Annotated in this window: 4 protein-coding genes; 2 read left to right on the top strand and 2 right to left on the bottom strand. The window is 69.0% G+C overall.

The features are described from left to right. Nucleotides 1–38: 38 nt before the first annotated feature. Both hisS and FNH08_RS45465 read right to left on the bottom strand, forming a co-directional pair. Nucleotides 39–1301 (bottom strand): histidine--tRNA ligase, encoded by a 1263-nt coding sequence (hisS, locus tag FNH08_RS45470; protein WP_322726503.1) that lies wholly within the window; start codon nt 1299–1301, stop codon nt 39–41. A gap of 13 nt (nt 1302–1314) precedes the next feature. Beyond that, on the bottom strand, nt 1315–2028 hold the full coding sequence (locus tag FNH08_RS45465; protein ID WP_322726502.1) for an MBL fold metallo-hydrolase: 714 nt from the start codon (nt 2026–2028) through the stop codon (nt 1315–1317). Nucleotides 2029–2197: 169 nt separating this feature from the next. On the opposite strand from FNH08_RS45465, the gene FNH08_RS45460 reads away from it, so the two are divergent. Both FNH08_RS45460 and FNH08_RS45455 read left to right on the top strand, forming a co-directional pair. Further along, entirely contained in the window at nt 2198–3037 is an 840-nt protein-coding gene (locus tag FNH08_RS45460) for a peptidylprolyl isomerase (protein WP_322726501.1), read from the top strand. A gap of 134 nt (nt 3038–3171) precedes the next feature. Then, nucleotides 3172–4401: a DUF349 domain-containing protein gene (locus FNH08_RS45455; protein WP_322726500.1), complete on the top strand. Its 1230-nt coding sequence runs from the start codon at nt 3172–3174 to the stop codon at nt 4399–4401. Nucleotides 4402–4442: the final 41 nt, after the last annotated feature.

Raw genomic sequence — 4442 nt, 5'->3', positions numbered from 1 at the left:
GGGCGGACCCATGCCCAGCTCACCCGGGACGGGCCCGCTCAGCCCAGCCTCGACTCCAGTTCCGCCACGATCTCGTTCACGCCGATGGAAACCTGCTCGCCGGACTCCATGTCCTTGAGCTGGACCACGCCGTCGGCGAGATCGCGCTCACCCGCGACGAGCGCGTACCGCGCACCGCTGCGGTTGGCGTTCTTCATCGCGCCCTTCAGTCCCTTCCCACCGTAGGAGAAGTCGGCCGCGATACCCACCTTGCGCAGCTCGGTGACCTTCCCGAACAGAACGCGGCGGGCCTCCTCCCCCAGCGGGACCGCGAACACGCTCGTGGCCGCGGGCAGCGCGAGCTCCACGCCCTCCGCCTCCAGGGCGAGAACGGTGCGGTCGACACCGAGCGCCCAGCCCACCGACGGCAGCGCGGGACCGCCGATCATCTCCGACAGACCGTCGTAGCGGCCGCCGCCGCCCACCGCGGACTGGGAGCCGAGACCGTCGTGGACGAACTCGAAGGTCGTACGGGTGTAGTAGTCGAGGCCGCGCACCAGCTTGGGATCGTCCTCGAAGGAGACCCCCGCCGCCGTGATCAGCTCGCGGACCTCCTCGTGGTACGCCTTGCACGCGTCGCAGAGGTAGTCACGCAGGAGCGGGGCTCCCGTCAGCTGCTTCTGGACCGACTCGCGCTTGTCGTCCAGTACCCGGAGGGGGTTGATCTCGGCGCGGCGCAGGGTGTCCTCGTCGAGATCCAGTCCGCGGAGGAAGTCCTGCAGCGCGGCCCTGTACACCGGGCGGCACTCCTTGTCGCCCAGGGAGTTGAGCAGGATGCGGAAGTTCCTGAGCCCCAACGAGCGGTACGCCTGGTCGGCCAGGATGATCAACTCGGCGTCCAGAGCCGGGTCCTCGGCCCCGATCGCCTCGGCGCCGACCTGGGAGAAGTGGCGGTAGCGGCCCTTCTGCGGGCGCTCGTAGCGGTAGTACGAGCCGGAGTACCAGAGCTTGACCGGGAGGTTGCCCACCTTGTGCAGGTTGGCCTCCAACGCGGCTCGGAGGACGGAGGCCGTGCCCTCGGGGCGCAGGGCCAGCCGGTCGCCGCCCTTCGTCTCGAAGGCGTACATCTCCTTCGTCACGATGTCCGTCGACTCGCCGACACCGCGCGCGAAGAGTTCCACGTTCTCGAAGCCCGGCGTCTCGACGTAGCCGTAGCCGGAGTTGCGCAGGGGGGCCGCGATCGCCTCGCGGACGGCGAGGTACGTGGCGCTGTCCGGCGGGATCAGGTCGTACGTGCCCTTGGGGGCCTGGAAGGTACTCACGGAAGGTCTCTCGTCACATTCCTCGTCGGGGAGGGGTGTTCGAACCCGCTCCCTGGCCGGCGGCCACCTGCCGCAGATACGGGTTGGTGGCGCGCTCCTGGCCGATGGTCGTCTGGGGGCCGTGGCCGGACAGCACCACGGTCGAGTCCTCGAGCGGCAGGCACACGCGGGCCAGCGAGTCGAGCATGTCGGCCATGTCACCGCCGGGCATGTCGGTGCGTCCGATGGAGCCGGCGAAGAGCAGATCCCCGGAGAAGAACACGGACGGGATGTCCGGCGTCTCGGGCATCCGGAAGCTCACCGACCCCTTGGTATGGCCGGGCGTGTGCGCGACGGACAGTTCCAGACCGGCCAGTTCCAGCTTCGAACCGTCCGTCAACTCCTTGACGTCGTCGGGCTCCCCCACGGTCAGCTCGCCCATCAGCGGCATCCCGATGGAACGGCCGAGCGCCTTCTCCGGGTCGCTCATCATGTACCGGTCGTCGGGGTGGATCCACGCCGGTACGTCGTGCGCTCCGCACACGGGGACGACCGAGGCCACGTGGTCGATGTGGCCGTGGGTGAGGACGACGGCGACGGGCTTCAGCCGATGTTTCTCGAGTGCTTCCTCGACTCCCTGGGCGGCCTGGTGGCCCGGGTCGATGATCACGCACTCCTCGCCGGCGGCGGGGGCGACCAGGTAACAGTTGGTCCCCCAGGCCCCGGCGGGGAACCCGGCAATGAGCACGATCGTCCTTCGGATTGGGGAGTACGGGCTGGATTGCTGCGCGTCAGAGCCTACCGGCGCTGCCGTTTCCTCAGCGAACCCATATACGGTACGGGGCACACACAAGCGGTCGGCTCATCAGTCGCACGCGTACGGGTCGACGTTCGAAGACGCATGAGGAGAGAACCCGGTGGTCAGCCAGGAGCAGCGGCGGCGTCAGCTCGCCCGGGAGAAGTTCTTGCGGCAGCAGCAGCGGCGCACGACCGCGCGACGCAAGGCACATGCCCGCAATGCCGTGATCGCGTCGGTCCTCGGCGTCATCCTGATAGGCAGCGTGGCGCTGTACACGACCGGGGTACTCAAGGACGACGGCAAGAAGGAGAACGCGAGCGCGGAGGTGACTCCGAGCGCCTCGCCGAGCAAGAAGGCCCCGGACCCGTGCGAGAAGCCGGCCGCGGGCAAGGTCAAGAAGCTCTCGTACAAGAAGGAGCCCGCGGTCACCGTCGACAAGACCGCGAAGTACACGATGGACCTGCAGACCACCTGCGGTGACATCCCCATCGCCATGGACGCGGCGAAGACCCCGCGCACGGTGAACTCGTTCGACTTCCTGGTCAACAAGGGGTACCTGGACCACACGAAGTGCCACCGGCTCACCACCGCGAACATCTACGTCCTGCAGTGCGGGGACCCGGAGGGCACCGGCATGGGCGGACCGGGGTACACGATCCCGGACGAGAACCTCAAGGACAAGAGCCTGAAGGGCGGGGTGTACCCGGCGGGCACCGTGGCCATGGCGAACCAGTACAACGCCCAGACGAAGGAGGGCCGCAACAGTGGCGGCAGCCAGTTCTTCCTCGTCTACCAGGACAGTCAGCTCCCGGCCGACTACACACCGTTCGGCACGATTTCCGAATCGGGGATGAAGGTCCTGACGAAGATCGCCAAGGCGGGCGAGAGCACGGGGCAGGGCGACGGCACACCGAACGCGACCGTTGTGATCAACAAGGCGACTGTCAAGGAAAGCTGACCGCCAACCGCGTAATTTCGGTCGCGCGGGATGCGGACAGCCGCACCGCCGGTCGCCTATGTTGGCCGTGACGAAACTGTGGACGATGCCGGGGGCGCTACAGCCCTTCGCAGGCATCATGTGGAGGAGGCGCTGTGAGCAGCGACCCGTGGGGCCGCGTCGACGAGACGGGGACCGTGTACGTGCGTACGGCCGACGGCGAGCAGGTTGTCGGTTCCTGGCAGGCAGGGTCTCCCGAGGAGGCGCTGGCCTACTTCGAGCGCAAGTACGAGGGCCTGGTTGTCGAGATCGGCCTCCTCGAGAAGCGAGTAAAGACCACCGACCTGTCGGCGAAGGACGCCCAGACCGCGATCGACCATCTGCGGGAGCAGGTCGAGGCGCACCACGCGGTCGGCGACCTGGACGCCCTGCGGACGCGGTTGGACAAGCTGGTCGGGGCCGTCGAGGCGCGCCGTGAGGAGCGCAAGGCTCAGCGGGCGAAGCAGTCCGACGAGGCACGGCACTCCAAGGAGGCCCTGGTCGTCGAGGCGGAGGAGCTGGCCCAGTCCGACCAGTGGCGGGCGGCCGGTGAGCGGCTGCGCGCGCTGGTGGACACCTGGAAGGGGCTGCCGCGGCTCGACCGCAAGTCGGACGACGAGCTGTGGCACCGTTTCTCGCACGCCCGGTCGGCGTTCTCCAAGCGCCGCAAGGCGCATTTCGCGCAGCTGGACGCGCAGCGCGAGGAGGCCCGCAAGACCAAGGAGCGGCTGGTCGCGGAGGCCGAGTCCCTGTCGGGCTCGACCGACTGGGGGCCGACGGCGGCCCGCTACCGCGAGCTGATGTCGGAGTGGAAGGCCGCGGGCCGCGCCCAGCGCGAGCACGAGGACGACCTGTGGAACCGCTTCCGCGGTGCGCAGGACATCTTCTTCGCGGCACGCAGCTCGGTGTTCGCGGAGCGTGACGCCGAGCAGGCCGAGAACCTCAAGCTCAAGGAGGAGCTGGCCGAGGAGGCGGAGAAGCTGCTGCCGGTCACCGACCTCAAGTCGGCCCGTGCCGCGTTCCGCTCCATCAACGAGCGCTGGGAGGCCATCGGCCACGTCCCGCGGGACGCCCGCCCGAAGGTGGAGGGTCGGATGCACGCGGTCGAGCGTGCCCTCCAGGACTCCGAGGAAGCGGAGTGGCGCCGTACGAACCCGGAGGCCCGCGCTCGGGCCGAGGGGCTCACGGGCCAGCTCCAGGCGGCCGTGGACAAGCTGAAGGGCCAGATCGAGCAGGCGCGCGCCCAGGGCAACAACGCCAGGGCCGACAAGCTCGAGAGGGAGCTGGAGGGCCGCCAGGCGCTGCTGGACCAGGCGCTGAAGGGTCTGCAGGAGTTCGGCGGCTAGCCGGTCGCACCGCAAGGCCGAGGGCCGCCGTACGTCACGTA

The sequence above is a fragment of the Streptomyces spongiae genome, assembly GCF_009377185.1.
In the GTDB taxonomy this organism is placed as follows: domain Bacteria; phylum Actinomycetota; class Actinomycetes; order Streptomycetales; family Streptomycetaceae; genus Streptomyces; species Streptomyces spongiae.
Note: the sequence above shows the minus strand (reverse complement) of the source record. Positions and strands in the feature narration are given on the sequence as shown.